This is a genomic window from Methylobacterium marchantiae (assembly GCF_042679825.1).
Classification (GTDB): Bacteria; Pseudomonadota; Alphaproteobacteria; order Rhizobiales; family Beijerinckiaceae; genus Methylobacterium; species Methylobacterium marchantiae.
Genome location: NZ_JBHTND010000011.1, coordinates 63,577 through 86,302, shown reverse-complemented (window position 1 = coordinate 86,302; position 22,726 = coordinate 63,577). Strand labels below are relative to the sequence as shown.

20 protein-coding genes are annotated in these 22,726 nt (G+C 68.4%); 9 read left to right on the top strand and 11 right to left on the bottom strand.

The window, feature by feature from the left end:
- Nucleotides 1-53: 53 nt before the first annotated feature.
- Nucleotides 54-1,118 carry a polysaccharide deacetylase family protein gene (locus ACFQ4G_RS10140; protein WP_238202361.1) on the bottom strand — a complete coding sequence of 355 codons (1,065 nt, stop codon included), beginning with the start codon at nt 1,116-1,118 and terminating at the stop codon, nt 54-56.
- A 215-nt stretch (nt 1,119-1,333) separates the two neighbouring features.
- On the opposite strand from ACFQ4G_RS10140, the gene ACFQ4G_RS10135 reads away from it, so the two are divergent.
- A complete protein-coding gene (locus tag ACFQ4G_RS10135; RefSeq protein ID WP_379040134.1) occupies nt 1,334-2,599 on the top strand; it encodes a GNAT family N-acetyltransferase in 1,266 nt (421 codons plus the stop codon).
- A gap of 157 nt (nt 2,600-2,756) precedes the next feature.
- Here ACFQ4G_RS10135 and ACFQ4G_RS10130 read toward each other — a convergent pair whose 3' ends face one another.
- A complete protein-coding gene (locus ACFQ4G_RS10130; RefSeq protein ID WP_238202358.1) occupies nt 2,757-5,051 on the bottom strand; it encodes a GumC family protein in 2,295 nt (764 codons plus the stop codon).
- Nucleotides 5,052-5,233: 182 nt separating this feature from the next.
- Here ACFQ4G_RS10130 and ACFQ4G_RS10125 point away from each other — a divergent pair, with 182 nt between their 5' ends.
- The 3 genes from ACFQ4G_RS10125 (at nt 5,234) to ACFQ4G_RS10115 (ending at nt 9,054) form a co-directional block, all read left to right on the top strand.
- Nucleotides 5,234-5,806: a polysaccharide biosynthesis/export family protein gene (locus tag ACFQ4G_RS10125; RefSeq protein WP_238202552.1), complete on the top strand. Its 573-nt coding sequence runs from the start codon at nt 5,234-5,236 to the stop codon at nt 5,804-5,806.
- Nucleotides 5,807-6,137: 331 nt separating this feature from the next.
- On the top strand, nt 6,138-7,376 hold the full coding sequence (locus ACFQ4G_RS10120) for a glycosyltransferase family 4 protein (RefSeq protein ID WP_238202356.1): 1,239 nt from the start codon (nt 6,138-6,140) through the stop codon (nt 7,374-7,376).
- A 133-nt stretch (nt 7,377-7,509) separates the two neighbouring features.
- Complete coding sequence (locus ACFQ4G_RS10115; protein WP_238202354.1) at nt 7,510-9,054, top strand: undecaprenyl-phosphate glucose phosphotransferase; 1,545 nt, start codon at nt 7,510-7,512, stop codon at nt 9,052-9,054.
- A gap of 107 nt (nt 9,055-9,161) precedes the next feature.
- On the opposite strand, the gene ACFQ4G_RS10110 is transcribed toward ACFQ4G_RS10115, so the two are convergent.
- The 9 genes from ACFQ4G_RS10110 to ACFQ4G_RS10070 all read right to left on the bottom strand — a co-directional run bounded on the left by ACFQ4G_RS10110 (nt 9,162) and on the right by ACFQ4G_RS10070 (nt 18,411).
- On the bottom strand, nt 9,162-9,572 hold the full coding sequence (locus tag ACFQ4G_RS10110) for a hypothetical protein (RefSeq protein ID WP_238202351.1): 411 nt from the start codon (nt 9,570-9,572) through the stop codon (nt 9,162-9,164).
- Between the two features lie 179 nt (nt 9,573-9,751).
- Nucleotides 9,752-12,205 (bottom strand): TonB-dependent receptor, encoded by a 2,454-nt coding sequence (locus ACFQ4G_RS10105; protein ID WP_238202349.1) that lies wholly within the window; start codon nt 12,203-12,205, stop codon nt 9,752-9,754.
- 416 nt (nt 12,206-12,621) lie between these two features.
- Nucleotides 12,622-13,248 carry a hypothetical protein gene (locus tag ACFQ4G_RS10100; RefSeq protein ID WP_238202549.1) on the bottom strand — a complete coding sequence of 209 codons (627 nt, stop codon included), beginning with the start codon at nt 13,246-13,248 and terminating at the stop codon, nt 12,622-12,624.
- A gap of 8 nt (nt 13,249-13,256) precedes the next feature.
- Entirely contained in the window at nt 13,257-14,150 is an 894-nt protein-coding gene (locus tag ACFQ4G_RS10095) for an ABC transporter permease (RefSeq protein ID WP_238202347.1), read from the bottom strand.
- 202 nt (nt 14,151-14,352) lie between these two features.
- Nucleotides 14,353-15,108 (bottom strand): ABC transporter ATP-binding protein, encoded by a 756-nt coding sequence (locus ACFQ4G_RS10090; RefSeq protein WP_238202345.1) that lies wholly within the window; start codon nt 15,106-15,108, stop codon nt 14,353-14,355.
- The gene (locus tag ACFQ4G_RS10085) at nt 15,105-15,347 is read right to left on the bottom strand and encodes a hypothetical protein (protein WP_238202343.1); all 243 of its coding nucleotides are present in this window, start codon (nt 15,345-15,347) and stop codon (nt 15,105-15,107) included. Before ACFQ4G_RS10085 ends, ACFQ4G_RS10090 begins: the two co-directional genes overlap by 4 nt.
- Nucleotides 15,348-15,377: 30 nt before the next feature.
- Nucleotides 15,378-15,803 carry a hypothetical protein gene (locus ACFQ4G_RS10080; protein WP_238202342.1) on the bottom strand — a complete coding sequence of 142 codons (426 nt, stop codon included), beginning with the start codon at nt 15,801-15,803 and terminating at the stop codon, nt 15,378-15,380.
- Nucleotides 15,804-16,040: 237 nt separating this feature from the next.
- A complete protein-coding gene (locus ACFQ4G_RS10075) occupies nt 16,041-17,027 on the bottom strand; it encodes a YVTN family beta-propeller repeat protein (RefSeq protein ID WP_238202339.1) in 987 nt (328 codons plus the stop codon).
- 136 nt (nt 17,028-17,163) lie between these two features.
- Nucleotides 17,164-18,411: an ABC transporter substrate-binding protein gene (locus tag ACFQ4G_RS10070; RefSeq protein ID WP_238202338.1), complete on the bottom strand. Its 1,248-nt coding sequence runs from the start codon at nt 18,409-18,411 to the stop codon at nt 17,164-17,166.
- Nucleotides 18,412-18,685: 274 nt separating this feature from the next.
- Here ACFQ4G_RS10070 and ACFQ4G_RS10065 point away from each other — a divergent pair, with 274 nt between their 5' ends.
- Genes ACFQ4G_RS10065 through ACFQ4G_RS10045 form a run of 5 tightly spaced genes read left to right on the top strand, consistent with a single transcriptional unit; the run spans nt 18,686 to nt 22,718 of the window.
- Nucleotides 18,686-19,234 (top strand): DUF3280 domain-containing protein, encoded by a 549-nt coding sequence (locus tag ACFQ4G_RS10065; protein ID WP_238202546.1) that lies wholly within the window; start codon nt 18,686-18,688, stop codon nt 19,232-19,234.
- A 35-nt stretch (nt 19,235-19,269) separates the two neighbouring features.
- On the top strand, nt 19,270-19,977 hold the full coding sequence (locus ACFQ4G_RS10060) for a (5-formylfuran-3-yl)methyl phosphate synthase (RefSeq protein WP_238202543.1): 708 nt from the start codon (nt 19,270-19,272) through the stop codon (nt 19,975-19,977).
- Nucleotides 19,974-20,552 (top strand): amino acid kinase family protein, encoded by a 579-nt coding sequence (locus ACFQ4G_RS10055; RefSeq protein WP_238202337.1) that lies wholly within the window; start codon nt 19,974-19,976, stop codon nt 20,550-20,552. The genes ACFQ4G_RS10060 and ACFQ4G_RS10055 overlap by 4 nt, the downstream gene beginning before the upstream one ends.
- Entirely contained in the window at nt 20,549-22,117 is a 1,569-nt protein-coding gene (locus tag ACFQ4G_RS10050) for a DUF6513 domain-containing protein (protein ID WP_238202335.1), read from the top strand. The genes ACFQ4G_RS10055 and ACFQ4G_RS10050 overlap by 4 nt, the downstream gene beginning before the upstream one ends.
- A 4-nt stretch (nt 22,118-22,121) precedes the next feature.
- Nucleotides 22,122-22,718, top strand: a complete 597-nt coding sequence (locus ACFQ4G_RS10045) for a DUF447 domain-containing protein (protein WP_238202334.1) — start codon at nt 22,122-22,124, stop codon at nt 22,716-22,718.
- Nucleotides 22,719-22,726 lie beyond the last annotated feature (8 nt).

Here is a 22,726-nt window from a genome sequence, read left to right as displayed (position 1 = left end):
CTGCGAACCCGCCTGGCCTCGCCTGAAGAGCGAGCGACGGATTCCGCGCAGGCTCAGTCCACGTTGAGCCGCCGCCCGCGGTTCCAGGCGAGGAACGGGACGCCCGACAGCAGCGCGCCCAGCGCCGCCCTCGATTGATGCAGCCCGTTCACCGAGACCCGCGGCAGGGCGTGGAGATGGCCGGCATGGCCCGGGAACAGGTGGCCGGGCCGCGTGGTCACGGCGGTGTCGAAACCGAGTTCGCGGGCGATGGCGAATTCCCGTGCGCCGGCCGAACTCGGATCTCCGATGGGGTAGGACAGGTGCCGGACCGGCCGCCCGATCGCCCGCGCGATCCGCTCCCTGCCCTCCCCGATCTCGTGGCGCGCCCGTTCCTCGCCGTGCTTTGCCAGCATGGGATGGGCGATGGTGTGGGCTCCGATCGTCAGGTCCGGATCGGCGGCGAGGTGGCGTAGCTCCTCCCACGACAGACAGAGCTCGTTCGCCACGCGCCCGGCCGCGATCCCGGCGTCCTCGCAGAGCCCGGCGATGGTGGCGAGCAGGCGTTCCTCCGGTCCGCCGCGCAGGCGCCGATAGAGCGCGGCGAAAGCCTCCGTCTTCTCCGGTGCGGTGACGGCGGGCAGATCAAGGGGCGGTGCCCCATCCTGCGAGAGCCTGATCCGGTCGAGGCGGCCGATCGCGCGTTCGAGCTCGATCCACCACAATCGCCCCCGCCCCTGGGCGAAGTCGCTGGTGACGAACAGGGTCCAGGGAACGCGATGTCGCCTCAGGATCGGCGCGGCATGCCGTGCATTGTCGCGATAGCCGTCGTCGAAGGTCAGGACGACGAAAGGCCTGCCGCCGGCGGGCCGGGCCAGCCTCTCGGGCACGGAATCGAGGCCGACGACCTCGAACCCTTTCGCCCGCAGGGTGACCAGCACCTCGTCGAGAAAGTCCGGTGTGATCGTGAGGATGCCGTTGGGGGCATAGGCCCTCGCCGGGGCCGGATCGACGTGGTGGAACGTCAGGATGATGCCGCGTCCTTGCGCGATCCCCTTCAGCCAGCGATCCGCGCCCGAGGCGGCGATGGCGCGGAAGCCCGCATCGAACAGGCGGTGGCGGACATGCGGCGACGGCATCGGTCTCACGGCATCCTCATCGACCCGCATCCCTCGCACCGGAACGTCGGATTTGACGGATAGTCGGGGGGCAACCCGCAAGGTTTCGTTACCCACATCGCCAGATGATGCCTTGCCGTTTCCCATCGTCACGGGCGCTTAAGGAGAGGGGGCGCTAGGTGCTGACGATTGAGTCTGCGCGCGGTGCTCGGGAGCCCGATGCCAGGGAGGCGGTGATGGCGGTTCTCGTTCACGATCTCACCGGAGCGGGCATGATCCAGGAGCGCGTCCGGGGACAGCTGATTCCCGAGGTGTTCCGCGATCTGGCGAGCGTCGAGGCGTTGTGGCGGAGCGTGGAGAGCGATCCCGCCGCGCTGACGACCCCCTATCAGCGGTTCGACTGGGTCGCCGCCTTCGTGGCGGCCAAGGTCGGCTGCACGCCGGCCGAACAGGACAAGTGCCTGCGCATCGTGGTCCTGCGCGATGCCGGCGGACGGCCCCGTGTGATCCTGCCGCTTCAGGTGGCGCGGGAGCGCGGCGTCCGGGTGGCACGGGTGATCGGCTGCAAGCACGCCAACTACCACATGCCGATCTTCGCCTCGCGGGAAGCCGCGGCCATGCGGGCCGAGGACCTCGTGGACATCCTGCGCCGCAGCGGGCGCGAGGCCGGGATCGATGTCTATCTCCTCGGACATCAGCCGCGATTCTGGGACGGGGCCGCCAACCCCCTGAGTCTCAGGGCCGCGCCGGCGGCGAGCGACGCCTACGGGCTGATCCTCGGTCCCGACCCCGAGACCACCGCCAAGCGCGTCTTCAGCGCCGATGCGCGCAAGAAGATGCGCTCGAAGGAGAAGAAGCTGATCGAGGCCTTCGGCCCGGTGGAATATCGCGTGGCCGCGAATCCCGAGGAGGTGAAGACCTATCTCTCCGCCTTCTTCGCACAGAAGGCCTCGCGTTTCGCCGCCATGGGCATCGCCAATCCCTATGCCGACGAGGCGATCTGCCGCTTCATCGCCGCCGGCGCCTGCCGGCAGGACGATCCCGACGACGTGCGCGGTGCCCCGATCGAGGTCTCCGCCCTGGTCGCGTGCAATGGAGGGCGGGTCTTCGCGACCTTCGCCGGTGCCGTGAGCGATGCGCGCTACAGCGGCATGATGACGTCCTTCGACCAGGACCCCGTCGTCGGCCGGTCGAGCCCGGGCGACATCCTGCTGCATCATCTCATCCGCGACCAGACGGAACGGGGGCGCCGCAGCTTCGACCTCGGCGTCGGAGAGGCCCGCTACAAGGCCAATATCTGCGACGAGACGATCCAGCTCGGCGAGGTGACCATCGCCGTCTCCCTGCGCGGTCATCTCTTCGCCATTCCGGCGATCGCGGCGACACGCCTCAAGCGCCGGATCAAGCGCAACAAGCGTCTGGCGGGCCTGGTGAAGTCGGTTCGGAAGATGATCCGCCGTCCGGCCCGGTCCGGGCGGAGCGGCGACGAGATCACGATCTAGGAATCATCGACGGCGCGGGGGAGGCAGGTCCCGCTGGAACCGCCCTGCAGCAGACACTGCCGAATTGCGGGCGATCCTGTAAAAAATCAGCCAACGCAGTCGTTTGTCCTGATTGTCTCCGGCCGAGCATCAGCTCGAACGGGAGCTCGGCTGTCGCTTACGCCGCCGAAAGCCTGAGGCCGGTCTCCGAGCTTTCCGCAGGGGCGCTCTCGCCGGTCGTGGGCGCGTGTTCTCCGGCCACCAGCACGGGGCCGGCACAGGCCTGTTCTGCGAAAGTGTAGAGCGAGACGAGGTCCGCATCCTCGGCGATCTTGTCGGAGGCGATGACGATGGCATCCATCCGGCCCGCCATGGCTGCCAGAAGATCGCGTGCCTCCTGCGAATGGGCCTCGCCCAGCCGATAGACGACCCAGTCGTAGCTCTGGGCCAGGGCATCGAGCGCGATGGCCACGGCCTCCGGCTCCTCAATGAGGATGTCGCAATCGACGAAGCCGCGCGGGATGGCGTGGAGCCGGCGAACCGAGGGTACCGAGCGGATCACGTCGAGGAACGCCGCTTCGCCCGCCACCAGGTCGGTCAGGCCGGCATCGTCCGAGGGGCAGGCCGGGCCGTTGACGTCCGCGAAGAGGACGCGCCCGCCCGCGGCCAGGGATTCCGCCAGGATCGCGGCGAATCGCGGGTCGGCGGCCGTCTCGGTCTCCGCCACCAGGATGCTTCCGCCATTGCGGCCGATGCGGTCGCGCAGGCGGCGGATCAGAGCCTGGAGGTCGTAGCCGGACACGGCCGTCGGACGGGCCACGGCCTCCGTCTCGACTGCGTCCTCCTGCACCGGTTCTGGTGCGGCATCCGGGACCGGAGTGGGGTCGAGGGGAGCGGCGGGGCGGGAGACGACGACGCTCGCGGTGAGCGGAGCCTCGTAGAGGGAGGCGGCGGTGGCGGTCCGCGACAGGGTCAGGGAAGCTTCCGGGAAGGCGAAGGGCGTGGGCTCCGAGGTCCGGTCGTCCTGCTCGGGCCGGCGCCTGCGGCGGGTATTGTCGGGATCGGTGAGGAGATGGCGCGCCACCACGCCGCCCATGGAGAACAGCATCGCCATGACCATGGCGAGCGCCACGATGGGCAGTTTCTTCGGGAAGGAGGGGATCTGGGGCACCACGGCGCGCGAGACCACGCGGGCATCGGCGGGGGCGGCGCTCTCGGCATCGCGGGCCGAGGCCTCGCGGTAGCGCGAGAGATAGGATTCGAGCTGGTCGCGCTGGGCCTTGGCCTCGCGCTCGAGGGCGCGCAGCTGGACCTCGCTCGAATTGCCCTTCGAGACGATCTCGCGCTGCCCGTCGACGGCGGCGGTGAGGCTGTCGACGCGGGCCTCGGCGATGCGGGCGTCGTTCTCCATCGTCCGCACCACCCGGTCGGCGGTGGCCTTGATCTGCGAGTCGAGATCCGCGATCTGCGCGGTCAGTTCCTTGATGCGGGGGTGGGCCGGCATCAGCGTGCGGGATTCGAGGGCGAGCTGCCCGCGCATGGTGATGCGCTGCTCCACCGTGCGGCGGATGACCTCGTTGTTGGCCACATCCGGGATCTCGAAGGCGCGGCCGTCCTTGATCATCTCGCGGATGAGCTTGGCCCGGCTGGTGAGGTCGGCCTTGACGGTGCGGGCCTGCGAGAGCTGGCTCGACAATTCGCTGAGCTGCTGGGTGCCGAGGGGCTGGCTGGTGCTGCCGCCGGAGCCGATCAAGCCGTTGCGGGCGCGGAATGTCTCGACCTTCGCCTCGGCCTCCGACACGCGGGTGCGCAGGGTGTCGATGTTGCCGCCGAGCCAGGTCGAGGCATAGCGGGCGGTGTCCACCTTCGCCGATTCGAGCGAGGCGATGTAGAGTTCCGCGATGGTGTTGGCGGCCTTGGCGGCCAGTTCCGGATCGCGCGAACGGAACTCGACCGTCAGGATGCGAGACTTGCCGGCCGGGTAGACCAGGAGACGGTCGAAATAGGTGTCGAGCACGCGGTCCTCGGGCGGCCGCTCCATCGGGTTCTTGCCGAGGCCGATCATCATCAGGAGACGCTGGACCGGGCCGATTCCCTCGACCTCCGGATCGAATTCCGCATTGCCGACGAGCTTCAGGCGGCGGATCGCCTCCCGTGCGATATCCCGGGACATCACCACCTGGACCTGGCTCGCCACCGCCTGTTCGTCGATGGCGAGCGGCTGGTCGCCGCGTTCCTGGGCGGAGCGGGCGAAGGCCGCGTCGCGATTCTCCAGCAGGATCTTGGCCTCGCCGGTATAGCGGGGCGGCACGACCTGCACGAAGACGATGGCCCCGATCCCCGCCGCCATGGTCGGAACGACGATCCAGCGCCAGGAACGCGCCAGCAGCCCGAACAACTGCGACAGGCCGAGGCCCTCGTCCCCTTGCGGGATCGGCTCGATGTGGGAAACGGTCTGCTGCGAGCGGGGCATGAGACGATCTTTACGCAAGGCAGGACGGCGCATCGGGCGCCTGCCGGAAGACTAGAACTCGTTAAGATTGATCGACGGTTAAGATCGGCCGCATCGCAACCTATTCCCCCGGGGGCATCAGCTTTCGTTAACCATATGATCTTACGGGTAGAGCCAGGAACTTGCTCTCAGCGGCTTGGATGATGAACCGGCGCTCCCTTCTCCTCGCTCTCGGCTCCACTCTTGCACTGGGTGGTTGCCTGCGGCCCGATTTCAGGACCGCACAGCTCGATGCCACCGGCACCGGATCGATCGGCGGGCGCTACACGCTCTCCACCGGCGACCGGCTCCGCGTGATCGTCTTCGGTCAGGACAACCTGTCCAACATCTATGCCATCGACGGTGCCGGCGGCATCGCCATGCCGCTCATCGGCCTGGTGAAGGTCGGCGGCCAGTCGACCGCCCAGGCCGCCCGGACGATCGAGGCCAAGCTCGCGGCAGGGTTCGTGCGCGAGCCTCACGTCACGGTGGAGGTGGACGCCTATCGGCCGTTCTACATCCTCGGCGAGGTCACCACCTCGGGGCAGTACCCTTACGTGAACGGCATGGCCGTCGAGACGGCGGTGGCGATCGCCGCTGGATTCGGGCCGCGGGCCGCGCGCGACTACGCCGTCCTCACCCGCGAAGGACCGAACGGCCTCGTCTCCGGCATCGTCCCGATGACCTATCCGGTCAGGCCCGGCGATACGATCGTGATCAAGGAGCGCTTCTTCTGAGCAGGGAACGCGTCTTCTGGGAAGGAGTCGCGCGACGGCGAGCCCGTCCGAGCCATCGATCATCGCCGATCGGGGCAAAGGTCCGGTCGGCCATCCGGAATGCGGAGTATGCCGAACCTCGCGGAGGCAAGACCTCGCGGAGGCAAGGGCATCGTAATGGTCGAATTCCGTTAGGACTTGCCTAACCGCGTAGGAGGGTTTCCCCCTCCCCCGGGAGCGGAACGCCGTCGCGGCGGTCCGTTTTAACGATCGCGCCACCTCTGGAGGCCAGTCTCCGCCGACGACGAACCATCTCGCGGTTCGCAGAAACGTCGCGTGGAGTTCCCAAGTCGTGAGTGCGTCCGCCTCCGTCCTGTCCGTTCGCGCCTCCGCCGAGGAGGGCGAGACGGTCCATCGCATCCTGCACGTGTTCCGCGCGCCGGTGGGAGGACTGTTCCGTCACGTCTGCGACCTCGCGAGGCTGCAGGCCGCGGCCGGTCATAGGGTCGGGATCGTCTGCGATGCCTCGACCGGCGGCGAACGCGCGGCGGAGGCTCTGGATGCCCTCCTGCCCTCCCTCGAACTCGGCGTCGTCAGGCTGCCGATGCGGCGCAACCCGCACGGATCTGACATCACCTCGGTGCGAGCGGTCGCCGCGCGCGCGCGCGAGGTCGGTGCCACCGTCCTGCACGGCCATGGCGCCAAGGGCGGGGCCTATGCCCGCATCGCCGTCTTGCCGCCGGATGCGGTCTCGCCGGTCCGAGCCTATACCCCCCATGGCGGCAGCTACAATTATAAGCCCGGCACCCTGCGCCACCGGATGTATATGGGCGTCGAGCGTCTGCTCGCGACGCGCACCGACGTGTTCCTGTTCGAGAGCGGGTACGTGGCCGACCGGCACAGGCGCTTCGTGGGAGGCCGCCCCCGCAGCGTGAGGATCGTCCATAACGGCATCGACGAGGCGGAGTTCGTGCCGGTCCGGCACCGGCCGGATGCCTACGATCTCGTCTATGTCGGCGAGCTGCGCGAGGCGAAGGGCCTCCCGGTGCTGCTCGATGCCCTGGTGGCACTGCGGGCCGAGGGGCGTCCGACGCGACTGCTCATGGTCGGCTCGGGCCCGGATGCCGATCAGCTCGCGACGCGGGCCCGTGAGCTCGGTCTCGCCGATGCGGTGGCATTCGAACCGCCGCAGCCGATCCGCTCGGCGCTGGCGAAGGGGCGGATCATGGTGGTTCCGTCCCTGGCGGAATCCCTGCCCTACGTGGTTCTGGAAGCCGCCGCCGCGCAGCAGCCCCTCGTCTCGACCGATGTCGGGGGCATCCCCGAAATCTTCGGAGCGGCCTCGGTGGACCTCGTCAGGGCCGGGGATCCGTCCGCCCTCAAAGGCGCCATCGCCCGCGTGCTCGACGAGGATCCCGTCCAGGGTATCGCCCGGTCCCGGGCGCTCAGCGAATGCGTTCAGTCGCGGTTCTCGATGAAGCGGATGGGCTCGGACGTGCTGTCCGGTTATGCCGCCGCCCTCCGGGCACGGACCGCCTCCACCGTCAGGGCATCGCTGCCGGCGCTGAAGGAGATGCCGAAGTCGCGCTGACAGCGCTCGGCGCCTCTCCCTGACTCGCTCCGCGTCACGACCTGCCGGTGCTCGGTCTTCGTTAAATGTTCCGTGACCTCGATATGGCACCGTCTCGCGTCTCAACGACGGCAAGCCTGAACGAGAGCAGACGATGAGCGCCTTCGACGTCCGCGACCTTCTGAAAGCGGCCGGACATCCCGGTCAGCTCAAGGCGGCCGACGCGGTCCATTATGCACCGACCACGTCCGCGATTCCTCCCGCCGAGGTCGGTGCTCCCCGTGATCATGGCGGAGCGGTGTCCCCCGTCGTGCTGGCGGGCAGCGTGCGGATCGCGGACCTGGTCCTCGTCGTCATCCTCGGCTTTGCCATTCACCACATCCAGCTCGCCGACATGGTCGGCCTGGGATGGCGCTATCCCGCGGCGATCCTGTCCGTGGCCGTGCTCGCGGTGGCGTTGTTCCAGGCCTTCGGCAGTTACCGCATCGCCGCCTTCCGCAGCTTCCTCAAGCCGGCCCTGCGCCTGACCGCCGCCTGGTCGCTGACCTTCCTCGTCGTCGCCACCGTGATGGTCTTCGCCAAGGTCGCGGACCATTATTCCCGCATCTGGCTCGCGACGTTCTACGGGCTGGGGCTCGCCATGCTCCTCCTCGAGCGCTTCGCCCTGCTCCACTTCGTCACCGCCCGCATGCGTCGGGGACAGTTCGACCGCCGCACCGCCATCGTCGGCGGCGGCCCCCTGGCGGAAGAGCTGATCCGCGCGCTCGAGGCGGAGTCCGAGTCCGGCATCCGCATCGTCGGCGTGTTCGACGATCGCGGCGACACGCGGTCCTCCTCGGTCGTCGCCGGCTACCCGAAGCTCGGCACCGTGAGCGACCTCGTGGACTACGCCCGCTCGACCCGCCTCGACCTCGTGGTCTTCACGCTGCCGATCGCGGCCGAGGATCGCCTGCTCCAGATGCTGGCCAAGCTCTGGGTGCTGCCCATCGACATCCGGCTCTCCGCCAAGGCGACGAAGCTCAAGCTGCGTCCGAGAGCCTATTCCTATCTCGGCTCCGTTCCCGTCCTCGACGTGTTCGACAAGCCGATGGCCGATTGGGACATCGTCACCAAGGCCATCTTCGATCGCGTCGTCGGCGCGGCCATGCTGATCGTCCTGGCACCGGTCATGCTCGGCCTGGCGATCGCCGTCCGCGTGACCTCGCCGGGCCCGATCCTGTTCCGCCAGAAGCGCCACGGCTTCAACAACGAGACGATCGAGGTCTACAAGTTCCGGTCGATGTATGCGGACCAGTCGGATTTCACCGCGTCCAAGCAGGTCACGCGCGGCGACCCTCGCGTGACGCCGCTCGGTCGGTTCATCCGCAGGACCTCGCTGGACGAGCTGCCCCAGCTCTTCAACGTCCTCAAGGGCGAACTGTCCCTGGTGGGGCCGCGCCCCCATGCCGTGCACGCCAAGACCAATACCACCCTCTACGATCAGGTGGTCGACGGGTACTTCGCCCGACACAAGGTCAAGCCCGGCATCACCGGCTGGGCCCAGGTCAACGGCTGGCGCGGCGAGACCGATACCGACGAGAAGATCCAGCGCCGCGTCGACCACGACCTCTACTACATCGAGAACTGGTCGATCCTGTTCGACGTGCAGATCATGCTCGCGACCCCGCTCTCCCTCGTCACCACGAAGAACGCCTACTGATCCGATATCCGCCGGGATGCGTCCGGGACGACAAAGGCCGCCCCTCGCCATGCGAAGAGCGGCCTTTGTCGTTCCTGCGCCATAGCCGGCGCGACGGGGCTGTCCCGTTACGGCAGCGATCCGGCGGCCTTCTTGGCCTCGGTCATCGTGTTCTCGCACCCCTTCTCGTCGCCCGCCGCATCCTGCTTGCGCGCCTGCTCGATCAGGCCGCGGGCCTTGTCGACGCTCGCGTTGTTGGGTGTGGTGGACGCGTCCGTCGGCTTGCCCGCGGGGGGCGCCTTCAGACCCTGGGACGGGTTCGACGCCACCGTCCCGTCGGCCGAGGCCGTGCCCGTCGTGGAGACTGCCCCGGAGCTGTTGAGGCGGCGCTCGATCGTGGCGATCTGATCGGAACAGGCGGAAGCCAGGACCGGGCTCGCGACGAGGGTGAGGAGGAGCGCCGGCGCCAGCGCGCGGAGCTTGAACGTGGTCTGGGTCGAGGCCTTGGTCATGCGGGACTTTCCAATGATGTCGCTCATGCAGGGGCAACGTCCGGTTCGTCCCGTGTGTTGCTGCGACATCATCGAACGGCCCGATTGAGCGGCCCGCCGAAGCGCCCCGTTCGCCGGGTTCCCGTGCCCTGCCGCCTTGCCCCGAGAACGAAAAAGGCCACCGCCCCGTTGCCGGAGCGGTGGCCCTTCGAAGGGGTCGGGTATGCCTACCAGAAGATGCGCATTCCGCCATAGGCCGCGATCGGGGCGCCGGGGGCGAGACTCCGGTTGGAGCTGGCATTGGGCAAAGCCAGGATCGGGACCTCGCCGACGGGCGAGAAGGTGCCGAACGTGGCGTATTTCGCGTTCAGCGCGTTCTCGACGTAGCCGTAGACCTCGAAATGCTCGCTCACCCGGTAGCTCGTGTTGAACCCGATGACCGCGTAGTTGCCCGTGGTCTTGTTGAGGTTCGACTCATCGCCCACCAGGAACTTGCCGGTGGCGACGCGACCGAGCACGCCCACCCGCCATTCCGGCGTGATGTTGTACTGGACGCCGACCTTGACCTGGTGCGGCGCGACGCCGGGTAGCTTGTCCCCGCGGCGCACGAAGATCTGGTTGGCGTCCGGATTGTCGGGCTGGGCCGGGTTCGGCGTGGCGAAGGGGTTGCCGCCCGAAGCGAGGGTCAGGGGCGACTGGAAGGTCGCGTCGACGAAGGCGTAGTCGACGAAGGCGTTCCAGACCGGGGTCGTGATGGCGAGGCTGGCCTCGACGCCCTGGCGGCGGGTGGAGCCGACGTTCTGGAAATAGGCCCGACCGATGGTGATGTCGGAGGGCACGAAGGTGATGTCGTCCTCGTTGCGGGCGCGGAACACGCCGGCCTTCCAGCTCAGGACACCGAACTCGATCGGCGAGGGCAGCTTGCCGCGGAAACCCGCCTCGACGGTGCGGGAGATGACCTGCTTCAGCGGCGGATCGCCGACGAAGAAGTTGGTGAGCGAGCAGGGCGCCAGCGGATCGGCGCAGGAGAGCTCCGCCGGGGTCGGGGCGCGGTTCGCCTCGACATAGCCGCCATAGGCGGTGAGGAATTCGGGCACGATCTTGTAGGTCGCGCCGACGCCCGGGTTGAACCGCTGGAAATAGTGGTTGCCGTTCAGCGCCGTGCCGATCTGATCCTGCAGGATGATCTTGGCCATGTTGAACCGGCCCTGCAGAGTCAGTGTCAGGCGATCGGTGAGGTCGGTGTTGTTCTGCAGGTAGATGCCGCCGTAATCGTTGCTCGACTTCACGCTCACCGGGGTGATCGAGTTGTCGTCGCTGCGCACGACGACGCCGGGGCCGAAGAAGCCGCGGTCGAAGGTCAGGCCGCCGATGGCGTTGTCGGCGGTGAAGGCGGTGCGGCCGCCATCGTAGGAGCCGCCCAGGACGAAGCGGTTGGGCAGGCCGAACAGCGTCTCACGCACGTTGGTCTGGACCGAGACGCCGAAATTCTCGGTGTTCGTCCGGGTCGAGTTGAGGAAGGCGTAGGGCCCGCCCTCCTCGAACCGCTCGGCGAAGGCCGGCAGCCGGGCGAAATTCGCCGTTCTGATGTTGCCCGCCTGGACGCGGCGGTTCAGCCGGTCACGCAGGAAGAACTGTTCCTCGTTGGCGCCCTCGGAGCAGAGGAAGCGCTCGTTCTCCTCGCAGCGCTCCACCTCGGCGGCGTCGCCGTTGGCGGTGTTCTGCTCGAACCGGCCGTAATAGGCGTTGCCCTGCAGGGTGACGGTGGGCGTGATGTCGTAGGTGCCCGAGAGCCCGATGCGGCCGAACGAATTCAGCGTCTTGTCGGGATAGGTGAAGACCTCGTTGCGCTGGGCCGCCAGCAGATCCACCGGCAGGGTGCCGTTGCCGGTGAGGCTGTTGATCGCGCCCATGAAGTTCAGGTGGAACTCGCCCCTCTCCGCCTGGACGCCGAGATCGCCGTAGAACTGGCGCAGGCGCGAGGGCGAGTGCTTGCGCCAGCCGTTCTCGGAGAGCGCGGTGCCGGCGACGTACAGGCCGACATTGTCCGAGCGCTGGCCGTGCTGGAACGAGCCGCCGAACCGGCCGAAGGAGCCGCCCGAGAGGTTCAGCTCGGTGCCCTGATAGGTGAAGCCGTTCTTGAGCTGCACGCTCAGCGCGCCGCCCAGGGCGTTGAGGCCGTAGGCCGGGTTCGAGCCTTCGAGCTCGATGCGGTCGACGGCGATGTCGGGGATCAGGTCCCACTGCACCGTGTCGCCGAAGGAGGTGTTGAAGCGGTTGCCGTTCACGTAGACGGCGACGCCCTGCGGGCTTCCGCCCAGCGGCGAGGCCTCGAAGCCGCGATAGGTGATCGTCGGCTGGAAGGGGTTGCCCTGCGCGTTGTTGATGCTGATCGAGCCGATCCGCTCGTCGAGCGCCCGCAGCACGCTCGGGGTGCCGACCCGGTTCACGTCGGCCGAGGTCAGGACGCTGGTGTTCTGGGGAAGCTTGTCGCGATCCTGTCCGAGCAGGACGCCCTGCGCGTTGCGCAGGGTGGGGGTCGGCGTGGTGGCGACCACATCGAGTTCCTGCAGCGTCACGGCCTGCTGGCCGCCGACGACTGCCGTCGCCTGTGCGTAGGCGACGCTCGGCAGCAATGCCACCGAAACGAGGAGGCTGCTCCGCAGCGTCCGCTTCTTCATGTCCCGAGACCCTTCGATTCTACTGGCGTGGCCGGTTTTCCCCGGCTCGTTGCTGAATGTTGCGGGGCGTATCGGGCCTGGACAATCCGGTGACGAGAGGATTCGACGATTCTAATAAGGATGGCGCGGAGATCGTGTCCCCGCGTGATCTCCGGGCAACACGATTTGCCAGATAATACAAGGACTTCGGGATCAATAGGAACCAAGACCGGGAGGATTCGGCAATCGACGCTGCCGGAATGTTTTCCGCGGATCGGGGATTGGATGGGCGCTTTCGGACGTGGCGGACCTTCACCCAAGTCGAACGAATCGAGCGCCATCGATCCCGGGCGGCCGAGGCAAGTAAAAAGCCCGCCGGAGGAGCCGGCGGGCCTGAAGAGGACGTTGCGCTGCGAAAGCCCGGTGGAGATGTCGGCTCAGAGGCGAGCCTGGATCTTGCGGGCGACCTCGCCGAGACGCTGCTCCAGCAGAGTGGGCACTTCGCAGACGTAGCTCAGGGACTGGCTGCGTTCTTGGAAGATGCGGCGATCCCAGGCGAACTTCGTCTCCAGCTCCGAGGCTTCCTTGGGCATCTCGCGGGCGTCGTTGGCGCTGGGGCTGTCCTTCACCGAGCTGATCTGGTCGGCCTCCTGGCGGATGCGCTCGGCCATCCGCCGCTGTCCCTGGGCGTAGCGCGCGATGCCGCCGATCACCCGGTTGCGCTCGTTGTTGACGACCTCGAACACGCCGGCGAAGACGCGGGTCAGGCGCTTGGCCTTCTCGTCGCCGGCCTTGGCGGCGAACGCGTCGAGGAGGGGATCGACTTCGGCGAGCTCGGTCCGGCGCGAGGCGATCTTCTGGGCGAGGGAGGCCGCCTCGTAATCGTCGCCCCAGGGGCCGGCCGCCTCCAGGTCCGGCCCGGTCCAGACCGTGCCGGGGCTCAGGGTCGAGACCTTGCGCTGGACGCAGGGCCAGTCTGGGTCCGCCTTGGGCTGGGCCAGGGCCTGGCCGGAGAGGACGCCGAGCGCGGTTGCGGCCAGCAGGAGGGTGCGGGCGAGGGGCATGCGAAAGCTCATGAATTGTCTCCGGCCGGTCCGCCGCGCCGGGCCATGATGCCGCGGCCGGGATCGTAGGCGATCACGGCGAGGGTGAAGAAGGCGATGGTGGTGCCCACGACGACGGCGCAGGCGATCGGCTCGAACTGCCCGTAGAGGGCGAAGCGCACGAGCTGGACGGCATGGCTGAAGGGATTGGCCATGCAGATCATGTAGAGCGTCTCGCTCGACTCGCGGATGCGCCAGAGCGGGTAGAGCGCCGAAGAAGCGAAGAACATCGGGAAGATCACGAAGTTCATCACGCTGGCGAAGTTCTCGAGCTGCTTGACCATCGAGGACAGGAGCAGGCCGATGGCGCCGAGCATCAGCCCCGAGGCGATGAAGGCCGGCAGCGCCGCGACGTAGCCGATGGCCGGGATGTCGAGCTCCCAGAACCAGGCGATGGCCAGGAACGCGTAGGCCTGCACCACCGAGACGGTGACACCGGCGATCAGCTTGGCGAGCAGGAGCAGCCAGCGCGGATAGGGGCTCGTCAGCAGCACCTTCATCGAGCCGACCTCGCGATCGTAGACCATGGAGAGCGAGGATTGCATGCCGTTGAACAGCTGGATCATCACGGCGAGGCCCGGCACCACGTAGACCTCGTAGAGCACGTAGGTCTGGTAGGGCGGCTCGATCGAGACGCCCAGCGTGTTGCGGAATCCCGCCGCGAAGATGAACAGCCAGACGAGCGGCCGCACCAGCGCCGAGAAGAACCGCTCCTTCTGGTTGAAGAAGCGCAGAAGCTCGCGGCGCACGATGCCGCCGAGGCAGATCAGATAGCCGACCGCGTCGAGGCGCCCGAGATGGGGCACGGGTTTTTCAGTCGAGGCCGCAGCCGTCGCGGCGGCGGTGGCGACGGTCTTTGTCATGAGAAGGAACCCATCGATGGCCGGGATACAGGCCCATCGGCCCGTCCCATCCCCGACCTCATCCTGAGGTGCCGGAGCACAGCGAAGGCCTCGAAGGAGGCTTCCAGTTCGCTCCACGGTCCCTGGAGCCCTCCTTCGAGGCTGCTGCGCAGCACCTCAGAATGAGGTCGTGGTTGGGATCGGAGGTTTTCAGGCATTGCGCTCATGCGGCCTGCCTCGGCGGTTCGGCGACCAAACGCCGGAAGGCGGTCTCCAGGGTCTCGTCGCCCTGCGCGATGGAGCCGGCGGTTCCGCGCGCGACGATGCGGCCCTTGTGGAGCACGACGGCATCGTCCGCCCCGTCGATCTCCTCGAAGATATGGGTCGCCCACAGGACCGACAGCCCCTCCTCCCGCACCAGGGCGCGGACGATGGCGACGATATCGGCGCGGGATTCGAGATCGAGGCCGACGGTGGGCTCGTCGAGGAGCAGGAGCTTGGGCTCGTGCACCAGGGAGCGGGCGATCTCGATCCGCCGCGACTGGCCGCCGGAGAGGGTGCGGACCTTGTCGTCGCGCCGGTCGCTCAGGCCGACGCGGGCGAGCAGCACCGCGATGCGGGCCTTGGCCGCCCGGCGCGCGATCCCGTGCAGGCTGGCATGGTAGAGGAGGTTCTGCTCGACGGTGAGGTCGGTGTCCAGGGTGCGGGCCTGGAAGACCACGCCGAGGCGGGCGAGCGCCCGGGACGGCTCGCGGTCGAGGCCGTGGCCGAAGATCGAGACCCGTCCGTCCTGGTTGGCGTAGAGCCGGGTGATCACCGAGAACAGGGTGGTCTTGCCGGCGCCATTGGGGCCGAGCAGGGCCATGAACCGCCCTCGCTCCACCCGGATCGACACGTCGGACAGGGCGGCGCGCGTGCCGAAGCGATGGCTCACGCCCGCCACGTCGAGGGCCGCGCTGGCGCCCGCGGCGTCGCTCACGGCTTCATCGCCCGCTTGGCGTCGCCGACGGCGTCCAGGCACTCGTCGAACTCGCCCTCGCCCTGCTCGCGCTCGGCCACGCGCAGGGCTTTCTTCAGCTTCGGCGCGGCCGCCTCCGATGGGCCCTTGGCGATGGCGTCCCTGATCATGGCGATGCCCTCGGCACAGGCCGCCTTGTCGTCGGCGAGCGCCGGGCCGGCCGTCAGAAAGAGCGCGGCGGCGGGAATGAGGAGACGCATGCGAGTGCCCTACCCTGTTGCGAGACGGACTTACTTGACGATGAACTTGCCGGTCATGCCCTTGGACTCGAGTCCGTGGATCGACCACGGGTATTCGCCCGGCTTGATCGTGACGAACTCGATGGCGATCTCGCCCGGATCGTCGAATTCGAGATGGTCGGGCGGTCCGCTGCCGTGGATCTCGAGATGCTGGATCACGATCTGGTTGAACCAGATGTTGCGGAAGAACTCGGTGGCGTAGAACTTATATTCCTGCCGGCCCTTGGCGACGATGCGCAGGCGATAGGCCTTACCGGATTCGAGCTCGATCTCCTTGTTTTCGACCACGAAGTCGTTGCCCTCCTCGTTGCCGAGGACGAGGTCGGGCAGGTTGGAGCGCTTCTTCGTGAGATCGAGGGCCGAGGCCGGCCCGGTGGCGAGCAGGGCCGCCAGGGCGAGGGCTGTCGTCCGTTTCATAGTTCCGTCCTCCCGTATCGCCGCCTTCGGCGGTCGGTGTCTCGTCGGATCCGCTGTGCTCACTCCACTCACCACCTCATCCTGAGGTGCCCTGCAGGCGATCACCGATCGCCTGCAGGGCCTCGAAGGAGGGCTCCAGTGAGCGCGCCGCGTTCTGGAGCCCTCCTTCGAGGCCGCCGCTTCGCTCCGGCACCTCAGGATGAGGAACAGGGCGGGACGGCGAACGCCCCTCAAGAATCAATTCGGTGACACCGCGACACCCCAGGGCAGCAATCCCACCGGGATGCTCTTGATCACCTTGTCGGCCTCCACATCCACCACCGAGACGTCGTTGGACGAGCCGTTGGTGGAGAACAGGAACTTCTGGTCCGGGGTGAAGGCGAGCTGCCACACGCGCTGGCCCACGGGGAGGTACTTCTGGACCTCGTAGGTCTTGGCGTCGATCACCGCGATGCGGTTGGCCGGACCCAGGGCCGCGAAGGCCTTGGTGCCGTCCTTGGTGATGCGGATCCCCACCGGCTGGATCGCCTCGTCGTTCACGCCCGGGATCTTGAAGGTGATCTTCTTGATGACCCGCCGCGCAGCGACGTCGATGATGCTGATCGTGCCCCCCACTTCGGCCGAGACCCAGAGGAACTTGCCGTCCGAGGTGAATTCGGCGAAGCGCGGACGGGCATCCACCAGCACGTTGTCGATCACCTGGAACGTGGTGGTGTCGATGAAATGCGCCATGTTGGTGGTCTCGGAGGTGTTCACCAGGATCTTGCCGTCCGGCGACAGGCCCATCCCTTCCGGCTCCACTCCCACCGGCACCTCGGCGAGAACCTTGTTCTTCTCGATGTCGATGACCGTGACCTGGCTGTCATCCTCGTTGGCGACGTAGAGCGGGTTGCCGCCGGGGCCGAGGATGAACTGCTCCGGATCGGGGCCCGAGCGCAGCGAGCGCACCACCTTGCCGGTGGCGGTGTCGAGCACGTCGATGCGGTCGTCGTCGCTGGCGCAGACGAACAGCTCCTTGCCGTCCTTGCTGGTGGTCACCCCGCGCGGGCGCCGGCCGACCTTCCAGGTGCCGGTGACGGCCATGGTCGCCGTGTCGATGACGCTGACGGTATTGCCCTTCTCGTTGGTCACGTAGACCGTGTAGGCCTGCGCCGATGCGCTCAGCGCCATCGTCGCGCCGACGAGGGCGGCCACACACACGCCTGCCTTGAAGCCGAGGCTCATTCCGTCTTCTCCCTGGGCATCGCTTCTTTGCGCGATTGACCGTGATTATAGTGCAGTTTGTCCCCACGGGGAGCGCATGCCCGCATGCGGAACGCAAGCGTGTTGCCGCAGGGCGTTCAGGAAAACCGGCGGATCGTCAAAATTTGCAGGCCGTTTCGGGAAGATCGACCCCGAGGGTGTCCAGCGGCGTGCGCTGATGGGTGAATCCCTGTTCCGGCGCCACGGTCACCATGGCTTTGGGCTGCACCACGATGATCGGCTGGCGCAGCTGGTGGTCCCAGGGGCGGTAGGTCAGCGAGACGCCCTTGTAGGCGGGCAGGCTGAAGGCCGGATCGGCGAAATAGGCCGAGAGCACGGCCGGGTCGGCGGTCTTCTTCTGCGTCGCGGCCTCGCCCACGGAGCGCACCGCCGCCCAGACCTGGTAGTCGAGGGGCCGCATCAGCCGGCCTGCGAGGCGCCGGAAGCGGTTCTGCGCCTGCGCCGCACCCCAGGTCTCCAGGGTCGGGTGCCAGGTCGTCGCGATCAGACCCTGCGTCCCGGCCACGGGGCGCGGATCGACGGTGCGGAACGGGACGTAGTCGCCCCAATCGTTGGCCTCGTCGGCGACGATGGCGAGGTCGTAATCGACGCCGCGGGTGAAGACCATCGCCTCCGAGCGGGTCGGCGTGTCGCCGCGGGCCTTGGCCAGCGGCCCGAAGGTCCAAGGCTTCTCGGCGGTGATCTTCAGGGAGAACTTTTTCGCCGAGGCCCTGAACGCATCGGCATAGAGCCGGTCGTTGTCGTTGGGGCCGGTGATCAGGAACATCTTGCGCCAGCGCATCAGGGTGAAGAACTGCGCCAGCGCGTCCGTCTGCATCGCCCGGCTCGGGATGACGTGGAAGACGTTTTTGCGGCAATCGGCGCCGCGCAGGCGGTCGTCGGGGGCGGCGGTGTTGAAGATCGTCACCTCGTTCCCCTTGCCCTCCCCCTTCACAGCGTCGGCAACGGCCAGGACGTCGTCGGCCGGAAGCGCCAGGACGAGATAGCGGATCCCCTTGCCCACGAGGTCGCGGGCGGCGTCGACGGCGCTTTTGCCCTCCGTGAGGGCGACCTCGTCGAGGGCGTAGGTCTGCTTGGTGAACCGCCCGGTCGTATTGTTGTCCTTGACCGCCATGCGGGCGCCGGCGACGCCCTCGTCCTCCGGCGCGGCCTCCGCATCGTAGGACGAGGGCGCGATTTCGGGCCAGTAGATCAGGCCGATATGGGTGTCGCCCGAGGAGCCCTCGGCGGCCTGCGCGGAGGCCGCCGGCTCCTGCGCCGCCGCGGGCAGTGAGAGGCACGCCGTGCCGCCGAGGCCAAACAGGAGAGCAACGGCGGCGGATGTGGAGAAGAGCGATGCGTTCATGAGGCCGGCACGCTAACAACATTGCGTGGACGCGCTCAATCACGGAAGCATAAGGAAATGCTAAGGCCCGGCGGCGCGTCCGGCGCGAGGCTCGTGCGCTCGGAGAGCGGGCGGATCGACGTTCCCTCGATGCGCCCGCATCTCTGAATCTACGGGGCATGCCCATTTGCACGGCTTGCCAAATCCGGGCAGAGCTCGACTTTGAAGGCACGGGCGCGGTCTAAGCCGCAGGCCGGGTCGATCGTGACACAGGTTCGCCATGTCCTTCTTCGCCATGTCCTTCGTAGCCACGTTCTCTGCGGCCACCGGACGCGCCGCTACCTTCGGTGCCGCCGTCGTCCTTGCCTCGGCCCTGGCGGGGCCGGCCATCGCCGCTCCGGAGAAGGCGGCGATCTTCGGGGTCGAGCTCAACGATCCCGGCGTCGTCGGCGGCCGCAAGGCCCGACCGGACGAGGCGCGCCGTCTCGCCTTGGTCACGGAGGAGCTGCGCAAGGCGCTGACCGCCGGCGACGCGATCGAATCCGTGGACGTGGCCCCCCAGGCCGCCGAGATCGCCAAGCAGGCGCCGCTGTTCAAGTGCGACGGCTGCGCCGCCACCATCGCCAAGACGCTCGGAGCCGATCTCGCCGTGAACGGTTACGTGGAGAAGGGCTCCAACCAGATCTTCAATCTCTACGTCCTGATCTCGGATACCGCGACCGGCAAGGTCGTCCGGGGTGGACAGGTGGTGATCCGGGCCGATACCGACGACACGTGGGCCCATGCCATGCGATGGGTGGTCAAGAACCGTCTTCTGGCCGAACCCTTGCCCAACCGATCCTGAGTTTCCTGTTGCCGAAGCATTCCGTGTCGAAGCCGATGCCATCCGACGCGCTCCCGCGCCCTCGCCTCCTCGTCAGCGTCCGCGACGCCGACGAGGCCGCGATGGCGGCGGGGGCCGGCGCCGATCTCGTCGATGCCAAGGACCCCGACCGGGGCGCGCTCGGTGCGCTCCCCGTCGAGACCGTGCGGGCCATCGTCGCGGCGATCGCGGGCGGGGCCGTGAGCAGCGCGGTGGCGGGCGAGCCGCAGGAGGCGGCTGCCCTGCCGGGATTGGTCGCGGCGATGGCCGGGACCGGCATCGGCTACGTCAAGGTCGCGGTGAGGCCCGATTTCGATGCCGCCGCCCTTGCCGCCGCGGCGCGGGCCGCCCCCGGCCGCCTGATCGCGGTCCTCTTCGCCGGAACGCCGATTCCGGAGAACCTAGTCGGACGCCTCGCCGAGGCCGGCTTTGCCGGGGTGATGATCGACACCGCGGCCAAGGATGGCCGGCGCCTCACCGACCTGCTGCCCGCCCCTCGCCTCTCGGCCTTCACCGCCGATGCGCGCGCCCATGGCCTGCTCTCCGGCCTCGCGGGATCGCTGGCGATCGCCGACATCGCCGTCCTGTCCGCGCACCGGCCGGATTATCTCGGGTTCCGCGGCGGCCTCTGCTTCGGGAACGACCGCACGCGCGGCCTCGACCCGGAGCGCGTCGCCCTCGCCATACACACCCTTCGCGGGCTCGACCGGCGGAACGCGGCGTGACGGGCGCACCCCTCACCGTCGTGAAGCTCGGCGGCAGCCTCGTCTCCGACGCGGCGCGGCTCCGGCGCCTGCTCGCCGCCCTGGCGGAGGGCGACGAGGGCCGCTGCGTCGTCGTGCCGGGCGGCGGCCCGTTCGCCGATGCGGTGCGAACGGCGCAGGGACGGCTCGGCCTGTCCGACGCCCTCGCCCACCGCCTCGCCCTCGATGCGATGGGCCGGATGGCGGAGGTGCTTTCGGAAGCCGAGCCGCGCCTCGCCATCGTGCGCAGCGTGATGGAAGCCCGCTCGGCCGAGGCGCCTGTCATCTGGGACCCTGTCGCGCTGAAAGACGGGCACCCTTCCATCCCCGAATCCTGGGACGTCACCTCAGACAGTCTCGCCCTCTGGCTCGCCACCGAATTGCGGGCGTCGCGCTGCATCCTGGTGAAATCCGTGGACCGACCGGCGGGCGCGAGCCTGTCCGATCTCGCCCGGACAGGCGTGGTCGATGCGGGGTTTCCCGGTTTCGCCGCCGCCTATTCTGGCGAGATCGTGATCCGGGGGCCCGGTTCCGGCATCGTAAGAGCCGCCGCGTGAGCGCGCCCGAACATCTCGTCTTCATCACCGGCCGGATGGCGAAGGCGCGCCTGGAGAAGGTCGCCGCCACCCTGCCGGCCGAGCGCTTCACCTGGAGCATCGCCGATGCCGGGGTGAAGGTCGCGGCCCTGATGACCGAGGAGATCATCCGCCGCCGCGTGACGATCCCCGAGGGGGCCACCCGCATCGTCCTGCCGGGCCGCTGCCGCGCCAACCCGGAAGCGCTGGCCTCGCATTTCGGCCTGCCGGTGGAGCGGGGACCCGACGAGGTGGTGGACCTGCCGGCCTATCTCGGTCTTGCCGGCCGCACCGTCGATCTCTCGCGGCATGATCTGCGCATCTTCTCCGAGATCGTCGACGCCTCGAAGATGACTCCCGACCAGATTCTGGCGAAGGGCCTCGATCTGGCGCGGAGGGGCGCCGACGTGATCGATCTCGGCGGCCTGCCCGACACCGAGTTCCCGCATCTCGAGGAGTGCGTGCGCCTCTTGAAGGGGGCCGGGCTGAAGGTCAGCGTCGATTCCTTCTCCCTCGACGAATTGACCCGTGGGGCGAAGGCCGGGGCCGATTACCTGCTCAGCCTCAACGAGGAGACCCTCGATCTCGCCTTCGAGACCGATGCGGTGCCGATCCTCGTGCCGATGCGGCCCGACGACCTGCCCTCCCTCGACCGCGCCATCGAGCGCATGGAGAAGGCCGGCCGGCCCTACATGGCCGACCCGATCCTCGAGCCGATCCATTTCGGCTTCGTCGAATCGATCACCCGCTATCACGAGACGCGGAAGCGCTGGCCCGGCATCGAGATGATGATGGGCACCGGCAATCTCACCGAGCTCACCGAGGCGGACAGCCTCGGCGTCACCGCGCTTCTCGTCGGCATGTGCTCGGAACTGTCGATCCGCAACGTCCTGATCGTGCAGGTCTCCAACCACACGCGGCGTACGGTGGAGGAGCACGACGCCGCCCGCCGGGTGATGTTCGCGGCCAAGGCCGATTCCGCCCTGCCCAAGGGCTACGGCCGGCAATTGCTGGCCTTGCACGACAAGCGCCCCTTCGTGCAGACCCCGGAGGAGATCGTGGCCCAGGCGGCGGAGGTGCGCGACCCGAACTACCGCATCGCGGTGGCCGAGGACGGCATCCACGCCTTCAACCGCGACGTCCACACGATCGGCACCGACGCGATGGCCTTCTTTCCCGATCTGGACGTCGCCAGCGACGGCGCCCATGCCTTCTATCTCGGCGGCGAGCTGACCAAGGCCGAGACGGCCTGGCGCCTCGGCAAGCGCTACGTCCAGGACGAGCCCCTGCGCTGGGGCGTCGCCGCCGACGAGGAGGTCGAGGACACCACCGCCTTCAAGAAGGCCGGGCATACGCGGCATTCCGGTCCCGATGGGCCCGAGCGTGCCACCCGCGATGCCGTGTCGCCCGAGGCGGGGGCGGGCAGGCCCGAGACCGTCGAACCTTCTCGAGCGCGGGGCGACGACGCGCTCGCGGACGAGGGCGGCCGCATCGTCTGCGGCAAGTTCGTCCCGAACGGCACCCTCGTTCCCGGCGGCGAGTCCTGATCCGATGCCGCTGATCCTCGAGACCATCGTCACCACGACCTCGCCCGCCGGCGACCTCCACCTCGTGCCCTTCGGCCTGATCCAGGAGGGCGAGGCGTGGGTGCTCGCCCCGTTCCGGCCCTCGCCCACCATCCTCAACCTCGACGCCAACCCGGTCTTCGCCGCATCGAGCCCCAGCGACGTGCGGGTGATCGCCGGCGCGGTGACCGGGCGGCGCGACTGGGCGACCCTGCCCTGCGACCGCATTTCCGGCCGGCGCCTCGCCGAGAGCTTCGGCCATGCCGAGTTCGAGGTGATCGCTGTGGAGGACGATGCGACGCGCCCGCGCTACCGCGCCCGCATGGTACACAGCGCCAGCCACACGCCGTTCTTCGGCTACAACCGGGCGCAGGCGGCGGTGCTGGAGGCGGCGATCCTGTCGACGCGCCTGCACATGCTGGAGCCGGACAAGATCCTGACGGAGATGCGCTACCACGCCATCGCGATATCCAAGACAGCCGGGCCCGCCGAGCGCGAGGCCTGGGACTGGATCGAGGACAAGGTCGCCGCCGCCCTCGGGCGCGACGAGCCGGTCCTCGCACGAGCCCCCCAAGCACCCTAGAAGGTGCG

Excerpts from the sequence above, each read along its gene's own strand:
- ACFQ4G_RS10140 (WP_238202361.1), bottom strand. The coding sequence starts at position 1,118 with ATGCCGTCGCCGCATGTCCGCCACCGCCTGTTCGATGCGGGCTTCCGC.
- ACFQ4G_RS10135 (WP_379040134.1), top strand. The coding sequence starts at position 1,334 with ATGGCGGTTCTCGTTCACGATCTCACCGGAGCGGGCATGATCCAGGAG.
- ACFQ4G_RS10130 (WP_238202358.1), bottom strand. The coding sequence starts at position 5,051 with ATGCCCCGCTCGCAGCAGACCGTTTCCCACATCGAGCCGATCCCGCAA.
- ACFQ4G_RS10125 (WP_238202552.1), top strand. The coding sequence starts at position 5,234 with ATGAACCGGCGCTCCCTTCTCCTCGCTCTCGGCTCCACTCTTGCACTG.
- ACFQ4G_RS10115 (WP_238202354.1), top strand. The coding sequence starts at position 7,510 with ATGAGCGCCTTCGACGTCCGCGACCTTCTGAAAGCGGCCGGACATCCC.
- ACFQ4G_RS10110 (WP_238202351.1), bottom strand. The coding sequence starts at position 9,572 with ATGAGCGACATCATTGGAAAGTCCCGCATGACCAAGGCCTCGACCCAG.
- ACFQ4G_RS10105 (WP_238202349.1), bottom strand. The coding sequence starts at position 12,205 with ATGAAGAAGCGGACGCTGCGGAGCAGCCTCCTCGTTTCGGTGGCATTG.
- ACFQ4G_RS10100 (WP_238202549.1), bottom strand. The coding sequence starts at position 13,248 with ATGCCCCTCGCCCGCACCCTCCTGCTGGCCGCAACCGCGCTCGGCGTC.
- ACFQ4G_RS10095 (WP_238202347.1), bottom strand. The coding sequence starts at position 14,150 with ATGACAAAGACCGTCGCCACCGCCGCCGCGACGGCTGCGGCCTCGACT.
- ACFQ4G_RS10085 (WP_238202343.1), bottom strand. The coding sequence starts at position 15,347 with ATGCGTCTCCTCATTCCCGCCGCCGCGCTCTTTCTGACGGCCGGCCCG.
- ACFQ4G_RS10080 (WP_238202342.1), bottom strand. The coding sequence starts at position 15,803 with ATGAAACGGACGACAGCCCTCGCCCTGGCGGCCCTGCTCGCCACCGGG.
- ACFQ4G_RS10075 (WP_238202339.1), bottom strand. The coding sequence starts at position 17,027 with ATGAGCCTCGGCTTCAAGGCAGGCGTGTGTGTGGCCGCCCTCGTCGGC.
- ACFQ4G_RS10070 (WP_238202338.1), bottom strand. The coding sequence starts at position 18,411 with ATGAACGCATCGCTCTTCTCCACATCCGCCGCCGTTGCTCTCCTGTTT.
- ACFQ4G_RS10065 (WP_238202546.1), top strand. The coding sequence starts at position 18,686 with ATGTCCTTCGTAGCCACGTTCTCTGCGGCCACCGGACGCGCCGCTACC.
- ACFQ4G_RS10060 (WP_238202543.1), top strand. The coding sequence starts at position 19,270 with ATGCCATCCGACGCGCTCCCGCGCCCTCGCCTCCTCGTCAGCGTCCGC.
- ACFQ4G_RS10045 (WP_238202334.1), top strand. The coding sequence starts at position 22,122 with ATGCCGCTGATCCTCGAGACCATCGTCACCACGACCTCGCCCGCCGGC.